The sequence below is a fragment of the Pseudonocardia autotrophica genome, from assembly GCF_003945385.1.
Taxonomy (GTDB): domain Bacteria; phylum Actinomycetota; class Actinomycetes; order Mycobacteriales; family Pseudonocardiaceae; genus Pseudonocardia; species Pseudonocardia autotrophica.
Genome location: NZ_AP018920.1, coordinates 4,049,010 through 4,062,756 on the forward strand (window position 1 = coordinate 4,049,010; position 13,747 = coordinate 4,062,756).

Sequence of the window (13,747 nt, forward strand, 5' to 3'; positions counted from 1 at the left end):
TCCTCCTCGGACGAAGCGGATCAGGTCAACCGGGTGGCCCCGTCGACCGCCAGGATCTGTCCCGTGACGTATGCGGCCATCGGGGACACCAGGTAGACGTAGGCGTCGGCGACGTCCTCCGGGGTACCCAGCCTGCGCAGTGCGCTGTCGGCGGCCTTCTCGGCGAATCCGGTGTGCACCGACTCGGCCCGGACGCGTTCGGTCATGGTGTAGCCGGGTGCGACGGCGTTGACCCGGATCCCCTCCGGGCCGAGCTCCTCGGCCAGCGACCGCGTGTAGTGGACGACGGCGGCCTTGGCCAGCGCGTAGCCGGACAACGTCCCGCCCGGCATCACCCCCGACGCGGACAACGACGAGGTGGTGACGATGCTCGGCGCACCGCCCGCCGCCGCCGAGGCCCGCAACGCGGGCACCGCGGCCTGGCACACGTGGATCGTGGTCATCAGGTTGACCTCGAGCAGGGTCCGGACATCGGAGACCGGGATCTCCGATGCTGCGCTGCGGGCGAACGGGGTGATCGCGCCACCCGCGACCGCCACCACCACGTCCAGGCCGCCCCACTCCGCGACGACCCGATCGACCGCGGCACGGGCGGCGGACCGGTCGGTCAGGTCGGCCCGGATCCCGAGACCGCGGCGGCCCAGCGCGGCCACGACCTGCGCGGTCGGCTCGCCGTCGTCGTCCGACACCTCGGCACGAGAGTCCGGGTTCCGGTCCAGCACCGCGACGTCGGCGCCGCACTCCGCCAGCCGCAGCGCGGTGGCCCGTCCGATGCCGCGGCCTGCGCCGGTGACCAGCGCGCGCACGCCGGTGAGGTCGATGCTCATGCCTGCCGCTCCTCGACCAGGACTCGCTTGAGGATCTTGCCGTTGTCGTTGCGCGGCAGCTCGTCGACCACCTCGATCCGCTTGGGGGTCTTGACCCCGCCCAGCAGCGGACGCACCGCGCGGCGCAGGGCCCCGGGATCGACGACGGCCCCCTCCTCGGCGCTGACCACCGCGACGACCGCCTCCCCCCAGGTCTGGTCGGGGAGACCGAACACCGCGCACTCCCGCACCCCGGGCTGGGCGGCGACAACGGTCTCGACCTCCGCCGGGTACACGTTGAACCCACCGGTGATGATCAGGTCGGTCTCCCGGCCGACCAGGGTCAGGAAGCCGTCGGCGTCGAGGAAACCGATGTCGCCCGTGCTGCGGAAACCGTCAGCCTCGGTACGTGACGCCGTGGCTGCGGGGTCCCGGTAGTAGCCGGCCATGGTGAACGCACCGCGGACCAGGATCCGGCCCGGCTCCCCGGCGGGGAGGTCGTCGCCCTCGGGATCGACGATCCGGACCTCGCTGACGGCGGTCGGCCTGCCGACGCTGCGCAGCCGCACGTCCGGTGCTGCGGCACCGTCGACGAGATGCTCGTCAGCGCGGAACCGGGTGATGAACATCGGGGACTCGGTCTGCCCGTAACCACCCTCCAGAACCGGCCCGAACACCGCCAGGGCCTCCCGGATCCGGCTCAGCGCGGTGGGTGCGCCGCCGTAGACCAGTGCGCGCAGCGACGAGGTGTCGTAGGAGTCGCGGTGCGGCGCGTCCAGCAACCGGTAGAGCATCGTGGGGGTGACGGTGAGGGTGGTGACGCGGTGCCGGTCGATCGCGGCGAGCACCGCGGTCTCGTCGAAACTCGGCAGGATCACCACCGCGCCACCGCTCGCGACGACCGACAGGCAGATCCGCCCGCCGACGTGGGTCAACGGGGCCGCGGCCAGGTAGACGTCTCCGGGCACGGCCTGGACCTGCGCGTACGCGTCGACGATCGCCGCCAACCGCTCGTGGGTGAAGGCGACCCCCTTGGGCCGGCCGGTGGTCCCGCCGGTCGGGAAGATCGCCGCCAGCTCGCGGTCCGCCTCGTCGCCCGCCCGTGCAGCCGGTCGATCGGCCGGGACCGAGCTCAGCTGGTCCAGCTCGACGACCCCGCCCAGCCCGGGCACCCGGGCGGCGATCTCGGTCGCGACCGCACGGAGATCCGGGTGCACCACGAGCAGATCGCATCCGAACTGTTCGAGCAGACCGGCGATCGTGTCCACCGACTCCCGGGAGTTGACGGGCAGCCAGGCCGCCCCGACCGTGAGAACCGCGATCGTCGCGACGACGACGCGTGGATCGTTCGGGCTCAGCACCGCCACCTTGTTCAGGGGCCCGATCCCTCTGCCACGCAACCCCTCCGCCGCCGCCTCGACGCCGACCCAGGTCCGTCGGTAGGTCAGCTCGACGGGTTCGCCGTCGAACTCCCAGCGCAGGCACACCGCATCGGGCTGCGCCGCGGCGCGGTCCCGGATCCGTCGTGCCACCGGGGAGATCACCCGGTCTCCGGCCGTGGTCGTCGTGTCGAGTGGCACGGTGCCTCCTTGCCCCGTCGTGCCCCGGTGCCGGTCACGCTCTGCGCGTGACCGGCACCGCCAGCATTCGTTCGATCCCCTCGAGCAGGTGTTCGGGGGTGCAGCTCTTGGTCAGGAACGCGGTGGCGCCCGCCGCGCGCGCCGCGGGCTCGGACTCGGCACGCAACGAGAGGGCCAGCACCCGGACCCCGCATCCGGTGAGATCCCGGATGAGCGCGCAGCCCTGCGCGAGCGCCGGGAGCAGCGGCTCGACCACCGCGGCCGTCGGACGCGCCGCACGGTGCGCCTGTTCGGCGTCCGCCGCCTCGACGACTGTCCACGGGCCCGCCGCCCGCGCCAGTGTGCGCAGGGCCCGGCGGACCCGCGGGTCCGCGTCGGCCACGAGGAGGTTCCCCGCCTGTTGTGCCATGCCCCCAGCCAACTGCCCCGGGCACGACGGGCGAAGCGACGCGGGACGCGACGACCTGCGACATCTGTCCCGGTCGGCCCCCTCAGTCCACGGTCACCAGCCCGTTGCGGATGGCCCACAGCGCGGCTTGGACCCGCGACTCGAGCCCGAGCTTGCCGATGACGTGGCTGACGTGTGTCCGGGCGGTGCGTTCGCTGATCACCAGCGTGGTCGCGATGTCCTGGTTGGACTTTCCTGCCGCGACGAGCACGAGTACCTCGCGCTCACGGGCGGTGAGATCGTGCACCGGCCGACCGGCCCCCATCGATCGGGCCAGCGCACGCGCGATCTTGGCGTCGAGGTGCACCTCGTCGCGCGCGGCGGCACGGATCGCGGTGGCGATCTCGTCCGAGTCGGCGTCCTTGAGCACGTAGCCCGAGGCGCCCACCTCCAACGCGGCGCGTGCCCGCTCGGTGTCGTTGTAGCTGGTCAGCGCGATGACTTTGACACTCGGGTGTGCCGCGCGGACCGCCGCGATCGCGTCGATGCCCCCGAGCCTCGGCATCATCAGGTCCATCAGGACGACGTCCGGGAGCGGGTGCCGATGGGCCGCCTGCCGGGCCAGGTGCTCGAGTGCGGCCCGTCCGTCGCCGAAGTCGCCGACGACCGCGATCCCGGGTACCGCGTCGAGGAATGCGCGCAACCCACGCCGGACGACCGCGTGGTCGTCCACGAGCAGCGTGCTGATCGGCACCTGGTCCGGCGTGGTCACCGGGTCCTCCCCGTCATCGGGCGTCTCCGTCCGTCCGGGAGCGGACGAAGTTCACCACAGCCTGCAGCGCCGCGTCCCCCTCCGGTACCCGCGAGGCGAAGAACGGCATGATGTGGAGCATGTCCGGCCAGACGTCGAGATCAGTGTCCACGCCTGCGTCCCGCAGCCGCCGGGCAGCCCGCAGCGCGTCGTCGAGCAGGCACTCGGTCGTCCCCACCTGCACGTACGTCGGAGGTAGCCCGGTGAGGTCGGCGAACAGCGGCGAGGCCAGCGGATCGTAGGGATCACCGTCGGCTCCGAGGTAGCGCTCGGCGTAGGCGTGACTGCCGGCGGGGGTGACGATCGGGTCGATCGGCGCGTTCATCTGCACCGACCGGCCGGTGTGGGCGAGATCGAGCAGCGGCGAGATCAGTGCCAGTCCGTCGGGCGGGTCCAGCCCGCGGTCGCGCGCGACGAGTGCGGTCGACAGGGCCAGCCCACCACCGGCGGAGTCCCCCGCCACGACGACCGGGCCCGCGCCCGCGGCCCGCAGCCACTCGTAGGCCGCGACGGCGTCGTCGAGCGCGGCCGGGAAGCGGTGCTCGGGCGCCCGCCGGTACTCCACGGTCAGGACCGCGCAGCCGGTACGGACCGCCAGCCGCGCCGAGAGGTCCCGGAAGGCCGGCACCGACCCGATCGTGAAGCCGCCCCCGTGCAGGTAGAGCAGCACACCACGGGTGGTTCCCGCCGGCCGGCGGGCCCACTCGGCCGGCACCCCGTTGGCCTCGACCTGCTCGGTGTGCACCTCCGGCGGATCGGCGAGCTGGGCGGCGAACCGCTCGAAGCCCGCCCGCAGGTCCGCGACCGGGCGGGTGTCGGCTTCGAAGGGGCGCGCCCGGAGCTGGTCGACCAGGTCCCGGAACTCCGGGCTTGTCCCGGGCAGGGGGCTCACGGGAGCACTCCGACCGGCTGTGTCCCGACCGGCTGTGATCCGTCCGGCTGCGACTCGTCGGGCTGTGGCTCCTCGGGGAGGGCTCCGATCAGCCGCGCTCGTTCCAGCACGACCTCGAAGATCCGGGCGGTGGCCGCGTCGACCATCATCCCGTCTACGGCTACCGCGCCCTCGCCGGCCTCCTCGGCGGCCCGCATCGTGTGCACGACCTTCCGAGCCTTCTCGACATCCGCCGCTGTGGGCGAGAAGACCTCGTTGGCCGGGCGGATCTGGTTCGGGTGGATCGCCCACTTCCCCACCGCGCCGAGCTCAGCGGCCCAGGTGGCCTGCTCGGTGTAGGCGGTGGTGTCGCGGAACTCGCCGAACGGACCGTCGATCGCGTCCAGGCCGTTCACCCGCGCGGCGACAATCATCCTGGTGCGGGCGGAGTGCCAGATGTCGCCCGGGTAGGCGGTGCTGGTGCCGATGTGCGCGCCGCGCATGCCGTGGCTGGCCGCGAGGTCCCCCACGCCGAGGATCAGGGCCTCGATCCGGGGGCAGCAGGCGGCGATCTCGTCCACCCGGGCCAGCGCCTCGACCTCCTCGATCAGCAGCTCGAGCCCGATCCGGCCGGCCTCCAGGCCCAGCTTCCTCTCGAGCTGGGTGAGCAGGCTGTCGACGAACCAGACGTCGCGGGGTGCCTTGACCTTCGGCACGATGAGGACGTCGAGCGCGTCCCCCGCCCCGGTGACGACGTCGACGACGTCGTCGAGGCACCAGTGCGTGTGCACGCCGTTGATCCGCACGGCACGGGTCTTGGTGCCCCAGTCCAGGCCGCGCAGGGCCCGGACCGCGCCGGCGCGGGCGGAGGCCTTGGCGTTGGGGGCGACGGCGTCCTCGAGATCGAGGAAGACCAGGTCGGCGTCGCCCGCCGCAGCCTTGGCCATCATCTTCTCGCTGGTGGCGGGCACCGACAGCTCGGAGCGGCGGGCACGGAGGGGGCGGGTCACGGAGGCACCTCTCATCGGGAGAACCAGTGGCTGCGGCGTTTGATCAGGACGGAGCGCTCGCACTCGAAGACGATCCGGTCGTCGGCGGTGGCGCCCCAGTGGTGGAACCGGACGGTTCCGGCGTCCTCGCGATCGGCCGGATCAGCGGCGAGGACCTCGGTGTAGGCGTAGATCGTGTCACCGTGGAACACCGGGGCCCGGAATCGCATACCGGTGAGTCCGAGCTCGGCGAGTGCGTTCTCCGCGGTGTCCTGGCTGGTCAATCCGACCGTGAGCGAGCCGGTGATCATGCCGAACACGATCCGGCTGTCGCCCCACGGTGAGTCGGCCATGCTGTGCTCGTTCCAGTGTTCCTGGGCGGTGTTCATGACCATCTTGGTGAGGAGCTGGTTCTCGACCTCGTCGATCGTGGCGCCCCGGGCGTGCCGCCAGCGGTCGCCGGGGTGGAAGTCCTCGAACCAGGTACCCTCCCCCGTCCGCCGGGCCAGCGGCCCCCGCACGTCCCCGGCGCTCACGACCGCACCCGCCCGAGCATCCGGTCGCTGATGATGAGCTGCTGGATCTGACTCGTCCCCTCGAAGATCGTGGTCAACCGGGCGTCGCGCCAGTAGCGCTCCACCTGGTGCTCGGTGGTGTAGCCATTGCCGCCGTGCAGCTGGATCGCCTGGGCGGTCACCTCGGCGGCCATCTCGGTGGCCAGGAGCTTGACCATGGCGGCCTCGGTCTCACAGGGCTCGCCCGCGTCCATCATCGCCGCGACCTGCCGGTAGTACGCCCGGGCCTGGTCGACCCTGGCGGCCATCGTGGCGAGGTCGAAACGCAGCGCCTGGAACTCCCCGATCGGCCGGCCGAACTGCACCCGCTGCTGCAGGTAGGCCGTGGTGTCCTCGACCGCGGCCCGGGCGACGCCCACCGCGCGGGCCGCGGTCTGCACCCGGGCCATGTTCAGTCCGCGTTCCAGCGCCGCGAAGCCCTCGCCCCGGGCGACCGGCATCCCGAACGCCTCCACCCGGGCGGACACCGGGACCCGCACCCGGTCGAGCACGAGATCGTAGGTCGTCATCCCGTGGTAACCGATCTTGTCGATCGGGGTGGCGGTGACACCCGGTGGCAGCTCGCCCGGCTTCTTCTCCAGCAACAGCGTGCGCAGTCCGGGCTCGCCCTCGATCCGGCAGAGCACCACGATGAAGTCCGCAGCCACCGCGTTGCCGCACCACCGCTTGTGCCCGGAGACGAGGTAGTCCTCCCCGTCCCGGACCGCCGTGGTCGCCACGCCCCCGAGGTCCGAGCCGGCGTCCGGCTCGGAGAAGGCGGCCGCCCCGATCCACGCACCGCGTGCGCTGCGCGCCAACAGTTCCCGGCGGCGTTGGGGGTCACCGACGGCGGTGCCGAGCCCCTGGGCCCTGGCGATGATGCTCGCCGCGCTGAGCCAGGCGCGCGCCAGCTCCTCGGACACCAGGCAGTACTCGAACACACCGCCGCCCAGACCACCGTCCTCGGCCGGGATCATGATCCCGAACCAGCCGTGGCGGCCCATCTCACCGAGGACGTCCGCGGGGATGTCCGCGCGCTGCGGATCCAGCTCGTCGGCGACCGGCTTGAGCCGGTCGAGCGCGAACCGGCGTGCCTCGACCTGCAGCGCGGTCCGCTCCGGTGTGGACCAGGGCGCCGGCAGCGTGGGGCCCGCGAGCGCGCTCACCGGGGGCCTCGCTTCGCGACGAGATTGCTCCGGACGTAGCTGCACACGGTCTCTCCCCGCTGGTTGCGGCCGGTCGTGCGCCACGTGACGATCCCGGTGTCGGGGCGGCTACGGGAGCCGCGCACCGCGAGGACCTCGGACGTGGCGGTGAGGGTGTCGCCGGGATGGACCGGCATCGGGAACGCGCACTCCTCGATACCGAGGAAGGGTCCGCCGCTCTCGCTGAGATCCTCGACCGACAGTCCGATCACGGTGCACAGCACGAGCATCGGGTTGACGACGACGTCGGTGTGGCCGTGCGCGCGGGCGTAGTCGGCGTCGAGGTGCATCGGGTTCCAGTTGCACAGGGCGGTGCTGAACACGGAGTTGTCCGCGGCGGAGAGCGTGCGCCCCCAGTGGTGGGCGAACGTCTCCCCCGGCTCGAACTTCTCCAGGTACGCACCGCGCTGACGGATCGGGAAGTCGGCGAGGACGGGATCCGTCCGCTCGCCGGTACTGCTGCTCATGGGCTCACCTCGGGAAGATCGGGGAGGACGGGGGCGTCGGGGAGGTCGCGCAGGGCCGCGATGAGCCGGTCCGCCGCCGGCACGAGCGCGCGGGTCTTCTCCTCGATGCGGGGGCGCATCTGTTCGGGAGCGTGGCTCCAGGGGCGGTCGGCGGCATCGGACTCGGCGCTGAGCACGCGACCGTCGTCGAGCACGATCCGCAGCACGGTCGAGGTCCGCGCGATCCGGTCGTCGTACTCGAGGCGGACACGAGCACCGAGCCCGCCGGTCGCCCGCACCCGTTCGTCGGTGAACGACGACGGCGTGATCCGGCCGTCCAGCAGGGCGACGGCGGTGGTGTGGGCGAGGCTGAACTTACCCTCCAGCCCGGTGGCGGGCGCGGCGATCGCGCACACGTCGCGCAGCACGGGCGGCACCGTCAGCGTGACCTCCCGGACCCCGGCCGGGTCCAGCGCCGGGTGCAGCTCCAGCGCGCACCGGATCGCGGCGTGCGTGCCGAAGCAGGAGGGATAGAGCTTGGGCAGCACGTCGAGGACGTGCCACGGCTCGCCGAACGGTGTCAGCGCGGCTCCGAGGTCCGAGGCCGAGGAGGACGCCGCGACGAAGCCCTGGTCACCGAAGAGTGCGTCCCGGCCGACGGTCATGCCACGCACCGCCAGCCGGGCGGCCCGCAGCCCGGCCTCGGCGGCCCGGCCCGCGTGGTAGGCCTTGCCCATCGACCCGAACATCGCCTTGACCCCGGCGGCGTCGGTCGCGGCGAGGCCGAGCGCGGCCGCCGTCGTCTCCTCGTCCGCTCCGAGCAGATGTGCCGCGGCCGCTGCGGCACCGATGGTGCCCGCGGTCCCGGTGGTGTGGAAACCCCGGTCGTAGTGCGATGGCCAGAGCACCAGACCCAACCGCTCCTGCGTCTCGTACCCGGCGACGTAGGCGGTGACCAGATCCCGGCCGGTGACCTCGCGCCCGGCCACCGCGGCGGCGGACCAGAGCGCGGGCACCAGCGGTGCCGAGGGGTGCAGCCCGGATCCGGGGGCGTAGTCGTCGAAGTCGAGGACGTGCGCTGCGGACCCGTTGACCAGTGCGGCCGTCTGCGGGTCGGTGCGCCCGCCGCCCCACAACGCGGCGTCACCGGCCCCGGCGAACTCCTCACGGATCAACCGGACCACCGGCTCGTCCCGCCCCGCCAGTGCCACGCCGAGCGTGTCCAGCAGGCACAGCCCGACGATCGTCACGGCGTCGCGTGGCAGGTCGGCGAACCGCAGGCCCGCCGCCTCGGCAGCGAGCAGGCGCACCGTGGGCGGGTCGCCCATCCGTCCTGCCGTGTCGGCGATCATCGACGACGCTCCCCTCTGTCCCGGTCAGTCAACGTGAGGGTCCGGGCGGGAACGAGCGCCTGCGGTCGCGGCGGACCGGGACGAATGTCGCGGCTCGCGTCAGTCCCCGCCGAGTGCCGCGGGTACCCGGACACGGACCCGGGTCCCGACGCCGTCGGGGCCCGGTTCGAACGTCAGTGTGGCGCCGTGCCGGGTGGCGCGCTCCCGCATGGTCTGCATGCCGAAGTGCGCCCGGACCCCCGAGGGCTCCCCCAGCCCGACGCCGTCGTCGATCACCTCGACGACGAGATCGGCACCCGCGGCGGACACCTCGACCACGGCCGTCCGCGCCCTGGCGTGCTTGGCGACGTTGTTCAGACCCTCCTGGACCAGCCGGAAGAGGTCCTCCTCGACGGCCGGATCCAGGTGCAGGACCTCGGGGGCGAACAGCTCGACCGACACGCCGGTCGTGCGGGCGCACGATTCGGCCAGCGCGTCGAGAGCGCAGAGCAGTCCGCGCTCGCGCAGTTCCCGGGGGCGTCGCTGCTCGATCAGCGAACGCATCTCCCCCAGTGCCTCCTGGGCCAGCTCGCGGAGCTCCGCCAGGCCGGAGACCAGTGCCTCCCGGTCGACCGGCTCGTCGGTGCGGTCGAGACGCAGTTGCAATCCACGGGCCTGCAGGGTGAGGGAGAACAGCGCCTGGTTCACCGAATCGTGCAGGTCCCGGGCCAGCCGTTGCCGCTCGCCCTCCGCGGCCCGGAGCTGGAGCTGGGCCGACATCCGCGCGTTGTCCACCGCGATCGCCGCATGATCGGCCATGACCTCGAGGAACTGCACGTCCTCCGGCGTCGGACCGCTGCGGTCGGGGCTGAAGCCGGTCATCACCCCGATCGCGGTTCCCCGCACGATCAGCGGGACGGCGATGAAGGTGTCCCAGTCGTTGTCGGCCACGATGTTCTGGGTGGGCGCCCAGCGCGGATCACCGAGGACCCGGGCCTTCGACCCGGCGGCGATCACGGTCCGCCGGGCCCGGTAGGCGTCCAGCGTCGCCATCGGGGCTCCGTTGCGGCGGGCCTCTTCGACGCGCGCCGGATAGTCGGCGGGGAGCCCGGAGCGGCCGACGTGGCGCAGTGACTCGTCGACCGGGTCGACGAGGATGATCGCGCAGGTCGGGAGCCCGGTGACCGCGCGGACCTCGGAGGCCAGCAGGTCCAGGACGGTCGACAGGTCGGACTCGCGGGCGATCACCGAAGCCGCCTCGGCGAACGCGGCCGTTCGGCGGCCCTGGTCGGCCGTGTGCGACGTCATCGTGGCCCGCTCCGGGGGTCGGTGGACCCGACGACCGTAGACCGCCGGGCCTCGTGTCCACGAGCCCCGGCGGCCCGGCGGTCAGCGGGTGGTCTCCTCGACGGCGGCGGGAGCCGGCTTCTCCCCGACCTCGGTGAGGTCGACGTGATCGGTCCGCGGCATGGCCAGGGCGCAGCCGAGGGACACCAGCATGCCCACCAGAAGCAGGCCGATCACCCACACCGGGCTCAGCCCGGCGCCGATGAGCAGCGTCGCGAACAGCGGTCCGAAGCCACCGATCAGGGACGCCACCTGGTACGCCATGGACACCCCGGTGTAGCGCATCGAGCTCGGGAACAGCTCCGAATACAGCGCGGCGAGCGGGGCATAGCACAGCGAGTGGAACAGGAACACCAGGCAGAAGCTCGTCAGGATCAGCCCGTAGTCCCCCGAGTTGAGGAACGGCCAGATCAGCAGGCAGTTCAGGGTCTGCAGGCCGATGCCGGTCAGCAGCACGCGGCGCCGGCCGAATCGATCCGTGAGCAGTCCGGCCAGCGGGATGGCCACGAACGACACCGCGACGCCGATCATCGAGGCGTTGATCATCGCCGACTGGGTCTGCCCGAGGTCGCTCACGCCGTAGGACACGAAGAAGCTGATCATGACCTGCTGCAGCATGAACGCGCCGACGAACACACCGGCAGCGAGCATGACGGTCCCCGGGTAGCGGGTGAGCAGCGCCGTGATCGGCAGCTCCCGCCGCTCGGTGGGAGCCTCGGCCTGCAGCGTCTTCATGACGGGGGTCTCGTCGACCTTGAGCCGCATGTAGAACGCGAGCGCGAACAGCACCACGGTCACCCAGAACGGCACCCGCCAGCCCCAGGTCATGAACCCGTCGCCGGAGAGCGGAACCATGATCGCGTAGGCCACGAAGCCGAGCAGCACACCGGCCGAGGCCCCGGTCATCGTCGCGCTCCCCATCAGACCGCGCCTGCGGGCCGAGCTGTGTTCGGTGGTGAGCACCACCGAACCGCCCCACTCGCCCCCGACCGAGATGCCCTGCAGCAGCCGCAGCAGCACCAGGAGAACCGGTGCGGCCACACCGATCTGCGCCGTGGTCGGCAGGCAGCCGATCAGGAAGGTGGCCACCGCCATCAGGACGATGGTGGCGATCAGAGTGCTCTTGCGGCCCACCCGGTCGCCGAAGTGACCGAAGACGACCGCGCCGATCGGGCGGGCCGCATACCCGATCGCCAGCGTCGCGAAGGACAGCGTGAGCCCGACCGACGGGCTCACCCCCGAGAAGAACAGCGGGGCGAGCACCAGGGCCGAGGCCGTCGAGTAGATGCTGAAGTCGTAGAACTCGATCGTCGCGCCGAGGAAGCTCGACACCCACACCTTGCGGGCCTGCGCGGGCGAGCCGCCGACCGCCCGCACGTCGTTACCGTCCATGCCGTTCTCCTTTGAAGGCGGGCTCCGGGAAAGCCATCGGTTTCAGGGGGACCGTGGGTCCCGGTGGACCACGGTTCGGGACGAGATCGGGGCGGAGGAGCCCCGGCGGGGCGTCCGTCGCACAGCGGCTACCGGGGCGTCCCGGTCATGCCCGGCATCGAGCCCTCGGCCCGCCATCGGGCCAGCAGGTCGTAGTAGGCGAGTGCGCCGTCGCCGTAGCGGGCGCCGGAGAACAGGTCCTCACCGGACCGGGCGTTGCCCTCGCCGTTGTAGTAGCCCGGGGTGCACTCGGCGAGGAACGCGTAGGTCGCCTCGTTGCGGGCCGAGCCGACGATCTCCGCGACGTAGTCGTCGACGGCGGACGGCTCCGGTTCCACCGAGACCAGTCCCTGCTCCCGGCTCCGGGCGATGACGTACGCGACGTGCTCGGCGAGCTCGTCGAGCAGGTGGACGGCGTTGACCGCCATCGCGGTCTGCACGTTCCCGCCTACGAAGAACAGGTTCGGGAACCCGTCGGTGGCCACGCCGTGCAGCGTGCGGACCTGATCGCGCCAGTGCTCCGACAGTGCGACGCCGCGCGCGGTGATGTCGAAACCGGCGAGCCGGGTGTAGGGGATGGCGGCCTCGAAACCCGTCGCGAAGATCAGGCAGTCGACCTCGTACTCGTCCGTCCCCACCCGGACCGCGGTCTCGGTGAAGCCCGAGACCCCCTGACCGGCGGTGTCGACGAGCCTGACGTTGTCCCGGTTGAACGCGGGCAGGTAGTCGTCATGGAAGCAGGGCCGCTTGCACCACCAGCGGTACCAGGGGGTGAGCGCGTCGGCGGTGGCCGGATCGGTGACCAGCTCGTGTATCCGGTCCCGGAAGCCGTTCATCACCCGGTAGTCGTTGATCTCTGCGAAGCGCTGCAGCTCCGCGGCCGTCGGGGTGCGCCCGAGCCTGCGGGCCAGGTCGTCGGCGGTCTCCGGGATCAGTACGTCGAGGGTGGCCGTCCAGCCGTCGCCGACCGGGTCGTCCTCGGGCCGCAGGCCGTGCAGGTAGGACTGGAAGTTCTCCCGCCGGGCCTTCTGCCAGCCCGGCCGGGAGGTGTCGGCCCAGTCCGCCGGGGTCTCACACTGGCCGCGCACGCCCACCGTGGACGGGGTGCGCTGGAAGACCACCAGTTCCTTCGCCCACTTCGCGACCTCCGGCACGATCTGGATCGCCGTGGCCCCGGTGCCGATGATGCCGACGCGCTTGTCCCGCAGCTTCGTCAGGTCCGGTTGCGCGGCGTCCCCGCCGGTGTAGGCGTAGTCCCACCGGCTGGAGTGGAAGGTGTGCGGCGCGAACCGGTCGATGCCGGGCAGGTTCGGCAGCTTCGGCAGGCTCTGCCGCCCGCAGGCCAGCACCAGGTGGTCCGCGGTCAGCTCGTCGCCGCGGTCGGTGGTGAGCAACCAGCGGTCCTCCCGCCGGTCCGCTCCGGTGATCGTCGTCTGGAACAGGGCCTTGTCGTAGAGGCCGTACGCCTTCCCGATCCGCTGGCTGTGCTCCAGGATCTCCGGCGCGTAGGAGTAGCGGTGCCGGGGGGCGTAGTCGAGCTCCTCGAGCAGCGGCAGGTAGATGTGCGCCTCGAGATCGCACATGGCCCCGGGATAACGGTTCCAGTACCAGGTGCCGCCGAAGTCGCCGCCGATCTCGATGATCCGGACGTCGGTGACGCCGGCGTCGCGCAGCCGGGCGCCCATCAGCAGACCACCGAAACCGCCACCGGCGACGATCACCGTCGTGTGGTCGCGGATCGGCTCCCGCCGGAAGTCCGGGTCCGCCCACGGGTCCCTGCCGTAGGCGGCGAACTTCCCGCCCGTGCCGACGTACTGGCCCTGTCCCTCGGGCCGGATGCGCTTGTCGCGCTCCGCGTCGTAGCGGCGCTTGAGTGCGTCCGGATCGAAGTCGAGCTGCCCGACAAGCGCGTCGTGCGACATCGTTGTTCCTCTCGCCGTGCGGGTCGGGTGCCGCCCCACGTGCGGCGCCGCACCCGTGCCGCCAGT

Annotated in this window: 13 protein-coding genes; all 13 read right to left on the minus strand. The window is 72.2% G+C overall.

Annotated elements, in window-relative coordinates:
* Positions 1-20: 20 nt before the first annotated feature.
* Complete coding sequence (locus Pdca_RS18875; protein WP_085912778.1) at positions 21-827, minus strand: SDR family NAD(P)-dependent oxidoreductase; 807 nt, start codon at positions 825-827, stop codon at positions 21-23.
* Positions 824-2,386, minus strand: coding sequence for a class I adenylate-forming enzyme family protein (locus Pdca_RS18880; RefSeq protein WP_085912777.1), 1,563 nt, complete (start codon positions 2,384-2,386; stop codon positions 824-826). The genes Pdca_RS18875 and Pdca_RS18880 overlap by 4 nt, the downstream gene beginning before the upstream one ends.
* Positions 2,387-2,420: 34 nt before the next feature.
* Positions 2,421-2,795 (minus strand): response regulator, encoded by a 375-nt coding sequence (locus tag Pdca_RS18885; protein ID WP_085912776.1) that lies wholly within the window; start codon positions 2,793-2,795, stop codon positions 2,421-2,423.
* Between the two features lie 82 nt (positions 2,796-2,877).
* Positions 2,878-3,546: a response regulator gene (locus Pdca_RS18890; protein WP_085912775.1), complete on the minus strand. Its 669-nt coding sequence runs from the start codon at positions 3,544-3,546 to the stop codon at positions 2,878-2,880.
* Positions 3,547-3,559: 13 nt separating this feature from the next.
* Positions 3,560-4,477 carry an alpha/beta hydrolase gene (locus Pdca_RS18895; protein WP_158092143.1) on the minus strand — a complete coding sequence of 306 codons (918 nt, stop codon included), beginning with the start codon at positions 4,475-4,477 and terminating at the stop codon, positions 3,560-3,562.
* The gene (locus Pdca_RS18900) at positions 4,474-5,466 is read right to left on the minus strand and encodes an HpcH/HpaI aldolase/citrate lyase family protein (protein ID WP_232021048.1); all 993 of its coding nucleotides are present in this window, start codon (positions 5,464-5,466) and stop codon (positions 4,474-4,476) included. Before Pdca_RS18900 ends, Pdca_RS18895 begins: the two co-directional genes overlap by 4 nt.
* 11 nt (positions 5,467-5,477) lie before the next feature.
* Positions 5,478-5,981, minus strand: coding sequence for a MaoC family dehydratase (locus Pdca_RS18905; RefSeq protein WP_085912772.1), 504 nt, complete (start codon positions 5,979-5,981; stop codon positions 5,478-5,480).
* Positions 5,978-7,165, minus strand: coding sequence for an acyl-CoA dehydrogenase family protein (locus Pdca_RS18910; protein WP_085912771.1), 1,188 nt, complete (start codon positions 7,163-7,165; stop codon positions 5,978-5,980). Before Pdca_RS18910 ends, Pdca_RS18905 begins: the two co-directional genes overlap by 4 nt.
* Positions 7,162-7,671: a MaoC family dehydratase gene (locus tag Pdca_RS18915; protein ID WP_085912770.1), complete on the minus strand. Its 510-nt coding sequence runs from the start codon at positions 7,669-7,671 to the stop codon at positions 7,162-7,164. The genes Pdca_RS18910 and Pdca_RS18915 overlap by 4 nt, the downstream gene beginning before the upstream one ends.
* Positions 7,668-9,002, minus strand: a complete 1,335-nt coding sequence (locus Pdca_RS18920) for an MmgE/PrpD family protein (protein WP_085912769.1) — start codon at positions 9,000-9,002, stop codon at positions 7,668-7,670. Before Pdca_RS18920 ends, Pdca_RS18915 begins: the two co-directional genes overlap by 4 nt.
* A 99-nt stretch (positions 9,003-9,101) precedes the next feature.
* Complete coding sequence (locus tag Pdca_RS18925; RefSeq protein ID WP_085912768.1) at positions 9,102-10,289, minus strand: GAF domain-containing sensor histidine kinase; 1,188 nt, start codon at positions 10,287-10,289, stop codon at positions 9,102-9,104.
* 81 nt (positions 10,290-10,370) lie between these two features.
* Entirely contained in the window at positions 10,371-11,720 is a 1,350-nt protein-coding gene (locus tag Pdca_RS18930; RefSeq protein WP_085912767.1) for an MFS transporter, read from the minus strand.
* A gap of 128 nt (positions 11,721-11,848) precedes the next feature.
* Positions 11,849-13,681: a flavin-containing monooxygenase gene (locus Pdca_RS18935; RefSeq protein ID WP_085912766.1), complete on the minus strand. Its 1,833-nt coding sequence runs from the start codon at positions 13,679-13,681 to the stop codon at positions 11,849-11,851.
* Positions 13,682-13,747 lie beyond the last annotated feature (66 nt).

What these genes read in the sequence shown, in the direction of transcription:
- Pdca_RS18875 (WP_085912778.1), bottom strand. Translation starts at nt 827, where the DNA reads ATGAGCATCGACCTCACCGGCGTGCGCGCGCTGGTCACCGGCGCAGGC.
- Pdca_RS18885 (WP_085912776.1), bottom strand. Translation starts at nt 2,795, where the DNA reads ATGGCACAACAGGCGGGGAACCTCCTCGTGGCCGACGCGGACCCGCGG.
- Pdca_RS18915 (WP_085912770.1), bottom strand. Translation starts at nt 7,671, where the DNA reads ATGAGCAGCAGTACCGGCGAGCGGACGGATCCCGTCCTCGCCGACTTC.
- Pdca_RS18920 (WP_085912769.1), bottom strand. Translation starts at nt 9,002, where the DNA reads ATGATCGCCGACACGGCAGGACGGATGGGCGACCCGCCCACGGTGCGC.
- Pdca_RS18925 (WP_085912768.1), bottom strand. Translation starts at nt 10,289, where the DNA reads ATGACGTCGCACACGGCCGACCAGGGCCGCCGAACGGCCGCGTTCGCC.
- Pdca_RS18930 (WP_085912767.1), bottom strand. Translation starts at nt 11,720, where the DNA reads ATGGACGGTAACGACGTGCGGGCGGTCGGCGGCTCGCCCGCGCAGGCC.
- Pdca_RS18935 (WP_085912766.1), bottom strand. Translation starts at nt 13,681, where the DNA reads ATGTCGCACGACGCGCTTGTCGGGCAGCTCGACTTCGATCCGGACGCA.